11 protein-coding genes and 1 pseudogene are annotated in these 14,333 nt (G+C 73.0%); 7 read left to right on the forward strand and 5 right to left on the reverse strand.

Annotation, left to right across the window (positions count from 1 at the left end):
• Positions 1 to 1,046 precede the first annotated feature (1,046 nt).
• Positions 1,047 to 1,610, reverse strand: coding sequence for an ATP-binding protein (locus tag ACWGDE_RS26055; protein ID WP_453391454.1), 564 nt, complete (start codon positions 1,608 to 1,610; stop codon positions 1,047 to 1,049).
• Between the two features lie 187 nt (positions 1,611 to 1,797).
• On the opposite strand from ACWGDE_RS26055, the pseudogene ACWGDE_RS26060 reads away from it, so the two are divergent.
• Positions 1,798 to 2,586: pseudogene (locus ACWGDE_RS26060) on the forward strand (helix-turn-helix domain-containing protein); the annotation flags it as partial.
• A 22-nt stretch (positions 2,587 to 2,608) separates the two neighbouring features.
• Here ACWGDE_RS26060 and ACWGDE_RS26065 read toward each other — a convergent pair.
• Positions 2,609 to 5,077: a helicase-associated domain-containing protein gene (locus ACWGDE_RS26065; RefSeq protein ID WP_453391455.1), complete on the reverse strand. Its 2,469-nt coding sequence runs from the start codon at positions 5,075 to 5,077 to the stop codon at positions 2,609 to 2,611.
• Between the two features lie 242 nt (positions 5,078 to 5,319).
• Here ACWGDE_RS26065 and ACWGDE_RS26070 point away from each other — a divergent pair, with 242 nt between their 5' ends.
• Positions 5,320 to 6,303: an XdhC family protein gene (locus ACWGDE_RS26070; protein WP_453391456.1), complete on the forward strand. Its 984-nt coding sequence runs from the start codon at positions 5,320 to 5,322 to the stop codon at positions 6,301 to 6,303.
• 118 nt (positions 6,304 to 6,421) lie between these two features.
• Positions 6,422 to 6,823 carry a DUF6479 family protein gene (locus tag ACWGDE_RS26075; protein WP_453391457.1) on the forward strand — a complete coding sequence of 134 codons (402 nt, stop codon included), beginning with the start codon at positions 6,422 to 6,424 and terminating at the stop codon, positions 6,821 to 6,823.
• A gap of 103 nt (positions 6,824 to 6,926) precedes the next feature.
• Here the strand turns inward: ACWGDE_RS26075 and ACWGDE_RS26080 are convergent, their stop codons facing one another.
• Complete coding sequence (locus ACWGDE_RS26080; RefSeq protein ID WP_453391463.1) at positions 6,927 to 7,850, reverse strand: ATP-dependent DNA ligase; 924 nt, start codon at positions 7,848 to 7,850, stop codon at positions 6,927 to 6,929.
• Positions 7,850 to 8,734, reverse strand: a complete 885-nt coding sequence (gene ligD / locus ACWGDE_RS26085; protein WP_453391458.1) for a non-homologous end-joining DNA ligase — start codon at positions 8,732 to 8,734, stop codon at positions 7,850 to 7,852. The genes ACWGDE_RS26080 and ligD overlap by 1 nt, the downstream gene beginning before the upstream one ends.
• Before the next feature lie 31 nt (positions 8,735 to 8,765).
• On the opposite strand from ligD, the gene ku reads away from it, so the two are divergent.
• Positions 8,766 to 9,872 (forward strand): non-homologous end joining protein Ku, encoded by a 1,107-nt coding sequence (gene ku, locus ACWGDE_RS26090; RefSeq protein ID WP_453391459.1) that lies wholly within the window; start codon positions 8,766 to 8,768, stop codon positions 9,870 to 9,872.
• Between the two features lie 281 nt (positions 9,873 to 10,153).
• Here the strand turns inward: ku and ACWGDE_RS26095 are convergent, their stop codons facing one another.
• Positions 10,154 to 10,945 carry a nuclease-related domain-containing protein gene (locus tag ACWGDE_RS26095; RefSeq protein WP_453391460.1) on the reverse strand — a complete coding sequence of 264 codons (792 nt, stop codon included), beginning with the start codon at positions 10,943 to 10,945 and terminating at the stop codon, positions 10,154 to 10,156.
• Positions 10,946 to 11,178: 233 nt separating this feature from the next.
• On the opposite strand from ACWGDE_RS26095, the gene ACWGDE_RS26100 reads away from it, so the two are divergent.
• From ACWGDE_RS26100 to ACWGDE_RS26110, 3 genes are all read left to right on the forward strand, one after another.
• A complete protein-coding gene (locus tag ACWGDE_RS26100; RefSeq protein WP_453391461.1) occupies positions 11,179 to 11,829 on the forward strand; it encodes a hypothetical protein in 651 nt (216 codons plus the stop codon).
• Positions 11,830 to 11,941: 112 nt separating this feature from the next.
• Positions 11,942 to 12,763: a hypothetical protein gene (locus tag ACWGDE_RS26105; protein WP_453391462.1), complete on the forward strand. Its 822-nt coding sequence runs from the start codon at positions 11,942 to 11,944 to the stop codon at positions 12,761 to 12,763.
• Between the two features lie 2 nt (positions 12,764 to 12,765).
• Positions 12,766 to 14,016: a histidine kinase dimerization/phospho-acceptor domain-containing protein gene (locus ACWGDE_RS26110; RefSeq protein ID WP_453391464.1), complete on the forward strand. Its 1,251-nt coding sequence runs from the start codon at positions 12,766 to 12,768 to the stop codon at positions 14,014 to 14,016.
• Positions 14,017 to 14,333: the final 317 nt, after the last annotated feature.

Consider the following 14,333-nt stretch of genomic DNA (forward strand, 5'->3'; position numbering starts at 1 on the left):
GCCCCACCCGGGCCCGCTCGACTCGCTCCCGCGCGGCATCCACCTCCGCCTGAGCCTGCTCCAGGACCTCCGTCCAGGACTCCAGGTCCTGCCTCGCCCGCGCCTCACGCTGTTCCATCAACCCCAGCACCGACGGCATCGCACCCTCCTCGATCAACAACAAGCCGTCCGCTGCCTGCCCCTACCCCGCCCCGGTCATGCCCCGCACACGAAGAAGCCCCTGCTCATCGAACAGGGACTCCCTTTGCCACAACGCACTCAGTCCCACTGAGTCCGGGCCTTTGTCGTTGTTACGCACCGGTCCCGTGTGAGGAGCGCGTGGGCCACACACGGCGGTTCAGGCGCCTCCGTCGAGCCCGGGTCACCATCCCCTCATGGGTGTCCGGACCGCTTGATCTCCGGGTATTCACTCAAGAGCCTCGTAGCCGGCCGAAGGCTGAACCAGTTCGGGACGCTCTACCGTGTACCGATCCCCGTGGATCGCCAGCATTGCCCAGTGCCATGCCTCGTCATGGAACACGAGTCCGCGATACGGCGCATCGCTCGACTCATAGGGGTACTACTCCAAGGCCGCCGCCCGAGCTTCCGTTGGCGTCACATCGCTGTGCCGGTACATCACCCACGCGTAGCGACGCCGCTCGGCCACCGGCACCTCGGCATTCAGCCAGTTGGTGATGCAGGTGTGCCGCAGGTCGTACTGCCGACAGGCAAGGGGCGCAGCCGCCCTGTCCGGCGGCAGCGCGAACTGCCGCGCTTCCTGTCACACCCTCCAATAGCTCGAGGTACCCAGCACGGCTCCACGCTCGTTGGAGAAGATCCTGCCGTCCTTGGCCTTGCCGAATTCCTTGATGTGATCGCGAAGCATTGCCACCAGAACCGGTGGGATCGGCACCGGCCGGTCCGCCTTGACCTCTCACGACCTCAGTCCGCGCCTGTCGTGGCGATTCCCGGAGTCGGTCCACCTCTTGCCGGAGACCTTGCCTGCGGGGAGTGAGTGCGGGGCCTGGGCGTAGACGGGGCTCGGCACTCGCACGGCGCGTTTCACCCTACGGCAGCCCTCGTACGGACAGCGGTTCCTTGGCGGGGAGGGGGAGGGGCGGGCCTTCGTCCAGGCCGAGGACGACCGTCAGGCCGCCTGTGGCGTGTTGCGCCGTCCGCACACTGCGGACCGGGCGCCACGCGCCCCAGGCTCGGACCTGCTGGCCGGGCCGGACCGCGATCGCCGCGATGTTTTTCGTCGCGGGGGTGGGCACGAGGTCGGGGGCCTTCAGCTCCGACCAGACGGTCTTGCCGATTCCGCCCGCGCGGGCGCTGACGCCCCAGCGGTGGCTGAGGGCATCCACCACGCGTAGCCCGCGCCCGTGCTCGTCGTCTGCTTCGGCGCGCCCGATCTCCGGCCGGCCGGAGCCGGCGTCGCTCACCTCCAGGCACAGCAGGCTGTCCCGCGAGGAGTGTGCGCTCCGGACGCCGATCTGGCGGTCGCTGGGCACCGGTACGTGCAGGGCGTTGGTCACGAGCTCGGAGAGGACGAGTTCTGCATTGTGGAGGAGATCGTCCCCCGCGCCCCAGTCCCCGAGTACGGCGTGCAGCGCCGCGCGAGCCCGTGGCACGCTGCGGCCCCCTGAGGGTTGATGGCTGTTGATCAAGTCGGCTTGCATGCAGCGGTGTTCGACACCGTCCGCTGAGCGTGCCGCGCCGGAGTCGATCCGCGCAATATTGAATGCCGCAGAATCGCGAGATTCACTCATTCGGGAAGAGTGCGGGCCTCAAGAAGAGTGTTCTGGTGGGGAGTTACCTATTCCGAACGTGAAGCCCTCCATCGCGCTCGGTCGCCAGCTCGGCGACGAACTCCGGCGCCTGCGCGAGGCGGCGGGTCTCACCACCGCCGCTGCCGCCAAGGCCCTCGACTGCACCGGCGGCAAGATCAGCCGGATCGAGAACGGTCATGTGCCGGTTCGGACACCCGATCTCGTTGCGCTCATGGACGCGTACAGCGTGACCGATCCCGAAACCCGGGAACGGCTGGGCGCCCTGGCCCAGAGGGCCAATCACCGGCGCCGCGAGGGATGGTGGCATCAATACGGATCGGTTCTCGCTGACGCCTACCGCGACTACATCGAGATGGAAGACATATGCGACAGCGTCAGGACCTTCCAGGCGCAGCTGGTGCCGGGGCTCCTCCAGACCGCTGCATACGGGCGGGCGATCACCGTCGCCTCACGCGCCTGGCACAGCGCCGAGGAGGTCGAGCAGTTCGTACAGGTGCGCTTGGCTCGACAGGAGAGGCTGACCGGTGAGGGGCAGTTGGAACTCTGGGCTGTCCTTGCCGAGGGAGTACTCCACCAGCAGGTGGGTGGAGCGGCCGTGATGCGTGATCAGCTGGAGCACCTGGCAGATATGGGGGAACAGCCCAACATCACCGTCCAGGTACTGCCGTTCTCGCGTGGGGCGCACTCAGGTATGTTCGGCCCGTACCTGCTGATGAGCTTCCCGCGGGTTTCGGCGCAGAACCTGGTGCTGACGGAGACCCCGACGGGCAACATCTGGATGGAACAGGAGTCCGAAGTCGCCCGGTATCGCGAGCTCCCAGGTGCGCTGACCGGTCCGTTCACGTCCGGTCCAGGAGTCGGGCGGCCAGGGCGCGGGCGCTGGGTGCGGCTCCGCGCGTCCCCTCGCCGGGTTGCCGGTGCGCCTCGTCCAGCGTGCGCAGGAGGCTGCGTGCGCGTTCCGTGGGCGCGCGGTCCAGGACCGTGGTGCCGGTGGCGGCCTCCTGGGTCGGGGCGTAGCCTGCCGTGCGCAGGGCCGTCAGGGTCTCCTCCGGTGCGGCCGTGGAGATCAGGACGGTGGGTGCGATGCGGCGCAGGCCCAGCTTGGCGAGGCCCCGGGCCTGGGCGACCTCGGCGATCAGGGCGGTGTCGTCGGAGCGGATGCAGCAGGCCGAGCGGACCACGCGCAGCTGTCCGTGCGTACGGGCGGTGTCCTTGATCGTGTAGGTGAGGGGCTGCGGCAGCGGGGTTGCGCGTTCACTCACCCCCGTCAGGCGATCCAGGAGGTCGTCTGCGCTCCAGCCCGCGTCCATCGCGCGGCGCAGGGAAGCCGCGGTGATCCGCCAGACGACCGCGTGGCCCTCCGACTCGATGTCACCTACTGAGGAGAGGAGTTCGGCCAGGTCCGGGGCCGGGGCTCCGGTGACCGTGGCCGTCAGGTCTGCTTGGAAACGTGCGGTGGTGCTGGGCGCGGGGAGTGTTTCGTACAGGGCGGCGCGGAGGTTGGCCACCGCGCGGGCGAGAGCCGGGCGGGCGGTCAGGTCCTCGCCCAGGCCGTCCGTGCCGAGGGCCGTCGGGTCCGTGCCCGCGCCCGGCACGGCGGGGTAGTGGTGGCCCGCGCCCGCCTCCAACAGTGCGCTGACCGCGCGCCCGGCCGGGGTGAGGGCGCCCTGGGCCAGCAGGCCCAGCAGCTCTGCCTCTTCCAGGGTCGACCGGAGGCGGCCCGTGATGTCGTCGTCGCCCAGCAGCTGTCCTGCCGCGTCGTTGGCGAGGAAGGAACTCAGCAACGGCTGGTACCAGGCGGCCCGTTCCAGCAGGTCGACGTACGAGTCCGCCGTCGTCAGGTCCAGGCCCTGGCCGTGCGCCAAGTCGGCGAGCGCGCGCAGTGCTCCCCGGCGCAGCGGGACGGCGTACCCGTCCTGGGGGCTGATCAGTGCCACCGGGGTCTCGCCGTCGTCCGGCCAGTGGGTGAGCACCTCGGGGACCACCGCCCAGGCCGCGATCAGCGGCAGCAGCTTCCCGGCCGGCGGAGCCGCCGCCCACAGGTCGTAGCGGTCGCTGGGGAGAAGACGAGCCGCGGGCTTGGGTGCCGCCTGCCGCCTGCGGCGCGCGGGGGCGGGCTCTTCGGCCTGGGGGGCGGCCAGGCCGGCGTTGACGGCGAGGTCGAGCCACAGGCGGGTGTCCGCCTCGCTCGCACCGGCCGACTTGGCCAGGCGCCGGGTGTCCCGTACGGCGATACCGCCCGCCTTGCGGACCGTGACCGGTTGCGCGGCCAACGCCCGTAGGACCAGCTCCGCGCGCCATGCGGCCGCTCCGGCCGCGGCGCCGCCCTGGCCGTCCCAGCCGCGCGGCAGCGGGACGGTGTGGGCGAGCGGTTCCGGCTCCAGGCGGGGACAGGGCGCGCCCTCACCGTCGCGCAGGGCGCGGGACACCTCGTACGGGAGTTCCGCCAGGTCCGGTCCGGCGGGAAGGAGCAGCGCGCGTGCGGCAAGCCAGTCAGTGCCCTCGTCCCCACTGCCGCCCTCCCGGAAGGCGTACTTGGCGCTGGGTCCGCCGTACGAGCCGTACTGGGTGGTGAAGCAGTGGGTACGCAGCAGGGGTGGCCCGAGAACCAGGTTGTCCAGCAGTTCGCGGGCCCGTGGCGGCGCCTGGGACACCAGGTCACGTACCTGAACGGGATCGGCCAGCAAAGTCGTGATGCGGGTCTGGGCCTCGGGGCGCGTGCGTGCCGCGCTCTCGCCGAACAGCACGTTGGCGATCCGTTTGACCTCGGGCGCGTTGTAGGCGGCCGTCAGCAGCCGGTCCGCCGGCCTGCCGTAACCGTCGAAACCGGCCGCCCGGACGTGCAGCAGGGGCGGGACCGCCAACTGGCCCTTCGGAGCGGGCAGCAGCAGTCCGCGTTCCCGTAGGCGGGCGAGGGCGTCCGCCGCCCGCCGTCGCGCGCCGCCTTCCGTGAACCAGGCCAGCACGTCCTTCTCGGGCACCAGCCGTTCGGACGGCTCCACCCGCACGGTGACCGGCGCGGGGCGCCACCCGTAGTGGGACGAGGGCGCGGCCTGCCCGGTGACGGGCCCGTGCCGTCGCAGGGCCAGTGCCGCGACCGAGGCCAGCAGTTCCATGTCCCCCGCGGTCCCGGCCGTCAGTCCGCACGCCACCGACTCGTCCGTGAGCAGGTGCTCGGCGAGTTCGCGGGGAGTCGTCAGGCGGGTGTAGCCGGCGGCGAGAGGGAGGTCCCGTTCCTCGAGCAGGGCGGTCAGCCGTTGTTCCGGAAGCTGCTTGAGCCACTTCTCCAGGGCGGTGCGCGAATTCACCCCGCCAGCGTAGTGCGAGGGGCGGTGCGGCATGCGGGCTTCCCAGTTCCGCGGCCCTGCCGTCCGCGACTGATCGCCTTCGTGCGGTTCCGGTGGTCCGTACGAAGGAAGTGGGGGTGGGTCTGTGGGTTTTGGGGGGTGGGGAGGGGGGACGTGGGTGCGTAGGTTGGCGTTGAGGCCACTTTGTGTCGCTGACCTGGTGCTTTGTGGCGTGCTCTGACGATGAGGATGGGGCGGCGCGGATGCGTGACTTGGTGGAGACGGCGCGGCAGTGGGCGGCCGAGGGGCGGGGCGGGTTCCTGGCCCGGCCCGTGACCGAGCAGGGGTTCGGGCCGCGCGATCCGGCCGGGGCCGTGCTCGTGGACGTACGGGGGGAATGTGTCGGGGCCCTGTACCGGGGGGTGTTCGACGCGGAGTTGGTTGCCGAGGCCTCGGCCATGGGGGCCGAGGAGACCGCGCGGGTGTGCGAGGTGTCCGTGGGGGCCGGGGAGGCCGTCGAGGCGAAGCTGACGTGTGGCGGGCAGGCCGAGGTGCTGCTGCAGCCGCTCGGCGCGATTCCCGCCGAGTGGTGGGAGCTGCTGGGGCAGGGGGTCGGGGTCGCGCTCGTGACCCAGCTCAACGAGGCGGCGGATCAGGCCGTCAGTGTCGTGGTGCGGGGTACGGACGTGCCCGCGAGCGATGCCGAGCGGCGGGCCGGCGAGCTGCTGGGGACGCGGCGGCCGGGCCGGGACGCGCTGTACGGGGAGTCCGGGCTGGTGCTGGTGGAGGCGTACCCGTCGGCCCCGTACGTGGTCATCGGCGGGACCGGGGAGCTCGCCGAGGTCATCGAGGCGCAGGCCCGGCTGCTCGGGTGGGACGTCAGCATCGTGACCGCCGTCCCGGAAGCCGCGAAGCTGCTCGAGGCCCGCAGGGACGCAGCCTGTCTGGCGATGCTCAGCCATGATCCGGAGTTCGACGTGCCGACGCTGCGCACCGCGCTCGCGCTCGGGATCCCGTACGTCGGCGCGCTCGGGTCCCGCAAGACCACCGCGCGGCGCCGGGAGGGGCTGCTCGCGGCCGGGGTGAGCGAGGAGCGGCTGCGGACGGTGCACGGGCCGATCGGCCTGGACCTCGGCGGCCAGACCCCGGCGGAGACCGCGCTGGCGATCTGCGCGGAGATCCTCGCGGTGCTCGGGGGGCGGGACGTGCGCGGGGTGCGGGATTCCGACGGTCCGCTGAAGGGCTAGCCCGACGGCCCGCCGAGGGGCTGGCCCGACCGCGTGCTGAAGGGCTGGCCCGACGGTGTGCTCAAGGGCTGGCCGTCCCGATCGGGTGAATTATCTGGAATGCGGGAAAATAGGAGGTATGGACACGACTCTGACCTTCCTCGCGTTGGACAGAACTCTGACCAACATCGCGTGGTTCCTGGTAGTCGGGCTCATCGTGGTCGGCTTCCTGCTCGGCGGCTTCATGCTGGGCAAGCGGGTCCGGGCACACGAACCCGCACCCCCCACTCCGGAGAGCCAGCCCCACCTGCCCGACGGCGGTGCGGTGTACGAGGTCTCCGAGGAGCGGGAGTACGTCGAATTCCCCAAGAGCGGGCTGCGTCCGCACGAGATGCAGGGGTACGGGAACTTCGGCTCCCGGACCTCCAGCCATCAGGAGGACTCGCGGGCCGCGCGGGAGTCCGGATACGAGCATCCCAATCCGCGGCCCCGGAAGCAGCCCCCGACCGTGCCGCCGCTGGGCGGTGTGAAACCCGCCTGAGCCGTCCGGAAGCCCGGAGCACGACCGGGTTCCCGGCCGACGTCCGGCCCGCCCCCGATCCCCTGACCCCACCGGCCATGCCTGTGACCCGCCTCGTGGCGGGTCACAGGTCCGTGCGCAGGCGCAGTACCTCGGGCGGGGGGTGGCGGGTCGAGGTGTGGCGGACCTCGGCCGCCAGCGGCGGGTCCAGCGGGCGGAAGGGGACCACGCCGAGTCCGATGGCCGTGACCGTGGCCTCCGCCCCGCCGCCGCCTCCCCGGGCCGCCCGCCCCGCCGGGCCACCCGCCGGGCCCCGCGCCGCCACAGCCGCCGCCACCTCCGCCCGGAGCGCCGCCGTCAGCGGGCTCGACACCAGCGGGGTCTCGTCCCCGACCGGCAGGACCAGGACCAGGGCCAGCGGGCGCCGCGCCGGGCCCGTGTAGCCGACCACCGCCGCGTCGCGGACGTTCGTGTGCCGCAGCTTCTGCCAGCCGCGCCGCCCCGCCGGGTAGGCCTGGTCCATCCGCTTGACGACCAGGCCCTCGATGCCGCTGGCGGGCAGGGTCTCGTACCAGGTCTCCGCCAGCTCCGGGTCGGTCGTCATCGGCACCGGCTGGAGCGGCGGTCCCAGCGGCAGCAGGAGGTCCACGAGGAGGGCGCGCCTGCGCTCGTACGGCCGGGCGCGCAGGTCCAGCCCGGCGAGCTCCAGGACGTCGAACGCGGCGTACGAGGCCGGCAGCGTCTGTGCCAGTACGGCGGCCCGCGCCGCGGAGGCGGCCGCCGCCCGGCGCTGTACGAGGGCGAAGTCGGTGCGGCCGGCGTGCCAGACGACCACCTCCCCGTCGAGCACGGTCCCGGCGGGCAACTGCCGTGCGGCGGCGGCGAGATCGGGGAAGGCGTCGGTGACGATACGGCCGGAGCGGGCCTGCAGGCTCACCCCTTCCACGGTGCGCACGACGACGAGGCGGTGGCCGTCGAACTTCGGCTCGTACGCGAGCCCGGGCCCGCGCGGCAGGCTCCGTACGGCGGTGGCGAGCGCGACGGTGATCACGGCAGTCGCCCCGCCAGGCCGGGGTCCAGCAGGGGGCCGAAGAGATCGCCGTCGCGCTCCAGCCGCAGCGCGACGGCGTCGGCGAGGAAGACCAGGTCGGAGGGGCTGCCGCAGGCCTCGACCTCGGCCCAGGAGACCGGGGCGGAGACGGTCGGCAGGGCGCGGGCGCGCAGCGTGTACGGGGCGGCGGTGGTCTTGGCGGCGGCGTTCTGGCTGTGGTCCACGAAGACCTTGCCGGGGCGCAGCGCCTTGGTCATCCGGTGCACGACGAGGTCGGGGAGCTCGCGCTCGGCCTCCTGGGCGAGGGTCTTCGCGTACGCCGACACCCGCTCGGAGGGGGTCGGCTCGAGGGGTACGGCCAGGTGGAGGCCCTTGGAGCCGGAGGTCTTGGCGAAGGCGTGCAGGCCGTCGGCGGCGAGCCGGCCGCGCAGCCACAGGGCGGCGGCGCAGCACTCGACGACGGTGGCGGGCGGGCCGGGGTCGAGGTCGAGGATCAGCCGGTCGGCGAGGGCGGGGGCGCCGGCCGGCCACTGGGGGGTGTGGAACTCGACGACGAGGTTGGCGGCCCACATGAGGGTGGCCATGTCGGCGACGACCACCTGTTCGGCCCGCAGGTCCTCCGAGCGGGGAACCGGCGTGGTTTTCACCCAGTCGGGGGTGCCGGGCGGCGGGTTCTTCGTGAAGAAGAGCTGCCCGTCCGGCCCGTCCGGATAGCGCAGGAACGACACCGGCCGGTCGTGGACGTGGGCCAGCAGCGCGGGGGCGACGGTGGCGTAGTAGTGCAGCACCTCGCCCTTGGTGAAGCCGGTCTCGGGGTACAGGACCTTGTCGAGATTGCTGAGCGCGATGCGACGCCCCTCCACCATTGTGATCGGCGTCATACGATGAGATTGCCACGAAACAGGAGGAACCGTGCGATCCATATGGAACGGGGCGATCTCCTTCGGCTTGGTCAGCATTCCGATCAAGCTCGTGAACGCCACCGAGAGCCACTCGATCTCCTTCCGCCAGATCCATGTGAGTGATGGCGGAAGGGTCCGCTACCGCAAGGTCTGCGAGCTGGACGGGGAGGAAGTCTCCACCGCCGAGATCGGCAAGGGGTACGAGGAAGCGGACGGGTCCATCATTCCGATCACCGATGAGGATCTGGCGCAGCTGCCCATCGCTACCGCGAAGACCATTGAGATCGTTTCGTTCGTGCCGGCCGAGCAGATCGATCCGTTGCAGATGGACGCGGCGTACTACCTCGCGGCGAGCGGGGCGACGGCGGCGAAGCCGTACACGCTGCTGCGGGAGGCGCTGAAGCGGAGCCGGAAGGTGGCGATCGCCAAGTACGCGCTGCGCGGTCGGGAACGGCTGGGCATGCTGCGGGTCGTCGACGACGTGATCGCGATGCACGGGCTGCTGTGGCCGGACGAGATCCGGGCGCCGGAGGGGGTGGCGCCGGAGGGGACGGTGTCCGTGCGCGAGGCCGAACTCGACCTGGCCGACGCGCTGATGGCGACGCTGGGGGAAGTGGAGATGGACTCGCTGCACGACGACTACCGGGAAGCCGTGGAGGCGATGATCGCGGCGAAGGCGGGTGGGGGCGAGGCGGTCGCGGTGACGGCGGAGCCGGTCGGGGGCGGGGGGCAAGTCATCGACCTGATGGCCGCGTTGGAGAGCAGTGTGCGGGCGGCGAAGGCGTCTCGGGCGGAGTCGGGGTCTTCTGGGTCCGGGGCGGAGGTTACGCCGATTCGGCGGAAGGCTGCGGGTACGGCTTCGGCTGCGCCGAAGGCTGTGGGTGGGAAGAAATCGACTGCGTCGGCGGCGGGTTCCCGGGGCGGGGCCGGTGCCGGTGCCGGTGCCGGGAAGAAGTCGACGGCTGCTGCTGCGCCCGCTGCGAAGAAGAAGTCCGCGGCGGCTGCGAAGAAGACGGCCTCGGCCAAGTCTGCGGCTGCTGCGGCGGCGGCCAAGACGGCTGCCGGTGGCGCTGCCGCGAAGAAGGCGGCGACGCCGCGCAAGCGGTCCTCCGCCTGAGGCTCGGCCCTGCGGGGCATGTCCCCTACCCGCCCTTCCACCGTTCCCCGAGCTCCGCCCGGACCCGTGAAGCCCGGGCTGCGCCCAGGGGCTCCCCGGGGCGGAGCCCCGGAACGCGGAGCCCGGGCTTCGCCCGAGGCCTCCCGGGGCTCCGCCCCGGACCCCGCGCCTCAAACGCCGGCGGGGCTGGATTTGCCCGTTCAGCCCGTGCGTGAACGCCGGCGAGGCTGGATTTGCCCGGCCCGTGGAACGCCGGCGGGGCTTCTCCGTGGCGGTGGGGGTCAGTGCCAAGTGCGGCGGTCTCGGGCTGTGGCGAACAGGGCTTCTATGTCCGGGGGTTTGAGGGTCGTCGGCGACTGGGTCAGGGTTGTGGGGGCCGTTGCGGGGGTTACCACGCGGACGTCCCGGAGGGTCGGGGTCACCTCGACGCGGGTCGCGTCCACCACCGCCAGGACCGGGATCACCGTGGCCGACAGGGCGCGGGTCGCCAGGGCCGCCGCGCGGCGGGTCGTGCGCGGGTCCGGGCCGGCTTCGGTGCGGCCCACCGTGAGGAGGAGGTCGCCGGCCACCGCGCGCTGCCTGCGGCCCTGGACCGTGCGGACGCAGAAGACCCCGGGCGGGCCGATCACCAGGTGGTCCGCGACCCCCGCGATGGAGTGCAGGACCCGCCAGTCCTCGGACTCCGCCAGCGTGTCCAGTACGTCGCCCATGCGCTGCCTTGCCGCGAGCTCCTGGCGCAGCCGGTGCCGGGCGCGGGTGCCGGCGGAGCCGTAGGTGATCTCGCCGAGCAGTGCCTCGCCGGGACGGTTCGGGGCCAGGTCCTCGTCGGACGGGAGGGCCAGGCGGAGCAGGTCCGCCGCCGTGGGGACGGGTGGCGGGCCGATCGCGACGGTCCCGCTCAGGTACGGGCGCAAGGCCGTCAGGATCTCCTCCCGGCGCTCGTCCGCCAGGACGCTGATCCGGTTGGCCCGCCGGTCGTACCAGGCCACGGCCCGGCCGTCCGGCAGGTTCACATACAGCCGCCCGCGGCCCGGCCGGCCGCTCGGCAGCACCCTCAGTCCCCGCGAAGCCATCGGCCTCACCCCCGTCGTCCATGGGAGCAGGCCCGGCCCCCGGCGGCAATCCCCCCGTTGTGGGTTGTGTCCCGTTCGCCTGCGGGTGCGTGTGAGGGGGGGTGCTGTGTAACGACTCCGTCGGCTCGCTGCCGTGTGGCTGTTACAAAAGCAACGCGTTACCGCAACGGCCGGTGCATACGTTGGTCCCACCTGGACGCGCCAGGACCTGACCAGCACCGAAGGACTCCCCCGTGAACTCCGTGAGCCGCAGCCGCCGCACTCTCGTACGCGCCGCCGCCGTGACCGTGTGTGCCGGAACCCTGCTGGCGTTCCCGGCGGCCGCGGCGCTGGCCGAGGGCGTTCCCGCCGCTTCCTCCGCGCAGGCCGCGGCGCCCGCGCGGACCCTGGTCAAGAGCGTCTCCCTCGCGGACGGCGTGTCCACGGCGAACGTCTACCGCGTCGCCAAGGGCGCCTACCAGGCCGAGGTCCTCGCCGCCGACGGTTCCAAGGCCGCCACCCTGACCAGCCGCGACGGCGCCGCCGGCTTCGGCGACGCGGGCCGGCTGCACCTCGCGCTCCAGGCGGACGGCCGGCTCAGCTCCTGGGTCGGGAACGGGGACGAGGGCCACGCGACCGGTGCCCGCCTCGCCGGCGGCACCGGGCACAAGACCGCTTCCCGGGACGGCGTGGTCGTCGCCGCCTCCGTACGGGAGCCCGCGCACGAGTCCGTACGGGAGCCCCTGGGCGCGGGTACCCGGCCCGCCGAGGCGCTGCACCTGCAGACCCTGGCCGACGGCCCCGGTGACGGCATGCTGCTGCTCGCCGCCGGCGGTGGCATGGCTGCCGTCGGCGCCGCCGGACTGGGCTTCGCGATGCTGCGCCGCGGGCGTACCGACAGCTAGGTCGTCCTGGGGCACGAGCGTGCCCGCCCGGCCCGGCCGCGCGGGCAGAAACGATGCGCCTCTGCTTACTGTGGACGGGTACACGGTCACGGAACAGGAGGGCGCACGGGTGGTGAGCTCGGTCCCCTCCCGCGGCCGCGGTCGGCGGAGCCGCCGGAGCCGGCGCTTCGGCGCCGGGCTGCTGCTCCCCCTCCTGCTGCCGGTGGTGGCCGCCTGTGGTGACGCCGGCGGACTGGCCGCCGCCGGGCCGACCCCGACCGCGAGCGGACCCGTACACCTGTGGCCCGGGCGCAAGGGGGCCTCCGTACCGCCCGCCGATCCGGGGGGAGCGCCGCCCGAGTACGTGCCCGGGATCGATCCCGTCCTGGACCAGAACGTGCATTCCATCGACCCGGTGACCCTCGTCCAGGCGGAGCTGCGCGCCCACCGGGGCGACCGGAGCGGTCCCGACGGGCTGCCCGAGGAGACCGCCACCGCGATCGAGGCGTGCGGGACGGACATCGCCGATCCCAAGAAGTGCCCGGTCCTGACCCCGTACTACCGGGACCTCACCGGCAACGGCAAGGACGAGCTCATCGTCGGCATCGAGTACCCCGACCAGCAGATGTCCGTACGCGTGTACACGGCGGACGCCGAGGGCCGGCTCAACCGGATCATGGCGACGACCGACACCGTGATCTCCGTGGAGCTCGCCGGACGGGACGTGATCCTGCGCGTCCCGAGCGCCAACGCCGGCTACGAGGTGGACACCACCTGGTCCTGGGACGAGACGCAGCGCTCGATGCTCCCCTCGCGGGAGCAGATCGTCCGCGTGCACCGGGGCGAACCGAGCAGCGCCGCCGCCACTCCCGCGAGTCCGGAGAAGAGTCCGGAGCCGAGTCCGGTCCCGAGCACCGGCGTCGCGCGTCGCGGCCCGGCGGGGGCCTCCCCGTGAGGATGGTCCGGCTGCCCGCCTGGACGGCCACCCTGACCTGGAAGTCGGCCTGCTTCATCGTGGTGATGTGCTGCTCGCTCGCGGCGGTACTGGGCGCGCTGGTGCACGTGGAGGTGACCCGGCAGACCGTGGCGACGGCCCGGGAGAAGGCACTCGGCAAGCTGAACGACGCCTCGCGCGCGTACGAGGCGGGCGAGCTGCTGCCGCCCGAGTCCGGGCTGGATCCGGTCGGACTGCCGCCCGCTCTGCGGGCGCTGGCCCTGTCCGGGCAGCGCGGGACGGTCGTGGCGGACTACGAGGGCCGGCCGACGATGTGGGCGGCGGCCCCGGCCGACGGGAAGGCGCTGGCCGCCGCCGTCGACTACGGGCAGAGCGCGCGGACGATCAGCGGGCTCGACAACGCGATCATCGGCTCCTCGGTGCTGGCGATCGGCGGGACCCTGCTGATGGGCGCCTTCGCCGTGACCCGCGTGACCCGGCGGCTGCACCAGACGGCGACGGTGGCCCGGCGGATCACCCAGGGCGATCTGGACGCGCGGGTCGGCGACCCGCGGACCAAGGACCCCTCGCGGCACCAGGACGAGGTGGCCACGGTGGCGGCGGCGCTGGACACGATGGCGGGCAGCCTGCAGTCGAAGCTGCAGAGCGAGCAGCGGTTCACGGCGGACGTCGCGCACGAGCTGCGCACCCCGCTCACCGGTCTGCAGGCGGCGTCGGAGCTGCTGCCGGAGAGCCGGGCGACGGAGCTGGTGCAGGAGCGGGTGCGCACGATGCGCCAGCTCACCGAGGACCTGCTGGAGATCTCGCGGCTCGACTCGCGCAGCGAGGCGGTGGAGACGGACCTGCACCAGCTGGGGCGCCTGGCCCAGCGGGTGGTTCGGGCCTCGGGTACGGACACGGAGGTGGTCGTACTGCGGGACGCGCACGTGGAGACGGACCGGCGGCGGCTGGAACGGGTGCTGGGCAATCTGGTCGCCAACGCCCACAAGCACGGGCGGGCGCCGGTGGTGGTGACGGTGGACGGGCCGGTGGTGACGGTACGGGACCACGGCGACGGCTATCCCGACTACCTGGTGGCCCACGGCCCGCAACGGTTCCGGACCGGCGGCGCGGGCAAGGGGCACGGGCTGGGGCTGACGATCGCGGCGGGGCAGGCGGAGGTTATCGGGGCAGAGCTCTTGTTCCGGCAGGCGGGGGATGGGTTGGGTGGGGCGGAGGCGGTGCTGACACTGGTCGAGACCCGGGTCGACTGACCGGGCCGGCCACCCGGCCGACCGGCCCGGTCATGCCCGGCCGGGCCGCCGCCCTGGGGCCGTCGGCCCCCTGGGCCGTGGGTCCCCGGGCCGCGGGTCCCTGGGCCGCGGGTCACCTTGGCCGTGGGGCACCTTGGCCGTGGGGCACCTTGGCCGTGGGCCCTGCGGGGCATGTCCCCTACCCGCCCTTCCACCGTTCCCCGGGCTCCGCCCGGACCCGCGCCTCAAACGCCGGCGGGGCTGAAAGAGCCAGGCTCCGCCCGGACCCCTGGGGCTCCGCCCCAGACCCCGCGCCTCAAACGCCGGCGGGGCTGGAG

The organism is Streptomyces sp. NPDC054956 (assembly GCF_053609185.1).